This is a genomic window from Parvimonas sp. M20 (genome assembly GCF_035282425.1).
Lineage (GTDB): Bacteria > Bacillota > Clostridia > Tissierellales > Peptoniphilaceae > Parvimonas.
In genome coordinates, this window is the sequence record NZ_JAYKBQ010000072.1 from 1 (window position 1) to 560 (window position 560).

The following is a 560-nucleotide window of genomic DNA, read 5'->3' on the forward strand; positions in this document are numbered from 1 at the left end:
CAGAAGTCATGAAGGGTGAGCAGGCGTATGAGCGCGTGCGCATGCAGCTGCATCTTCCTGTAGGTACTGAACCTTCGTTCGTTTATGGCCAGGCGAAAATGCGTGGCAAGGCTGTGAACTTCGGCATTGTGTATGGACGTGAAGCTTTCTCGCTTGCCAAGGAGTTCAATATTCCTGTGGACGAAGCCCAGCGCTGGATCGATGCATGGATGGATACCTATTCAGAAGCAGCACGCTTCATTGCGTGGTGCCGTAATGCACCTATCCGTAAGAAGGATCTTTGCACCGTATTCGGGCGTATGAAGCGATTCGGCGTTGTGGGCTTGGATAACCTTCAGGCACTGCAGAACGAATCAGCCAACTTCCCACACCAGAGTACGGCATCCGACATCATGCTGGAGACCGCAATCATCGTTCATCGCCCCTTGGTGCAACGGTGGGATGCCCATATCTGGAATGAGCTGTACGACGCCATCTACTTTGAGGTAGATGCAAATAACACCAAGCTGCAGGAACTGATTCCTTATGTGCAAGGTGTCATTACGCAGGTGCCAATTAAT

At 51.6% G+C, this 560-nt stretch carries 1 protein-coding gene; it reads left to right on the top strand.

The features are described from left to right. The coding region (locus VJI93_RS08445; protein ID WP_324009267.1) for a DNA polymerase at positions 1–560 on the top strand (560 nt) is incomplete at both ends.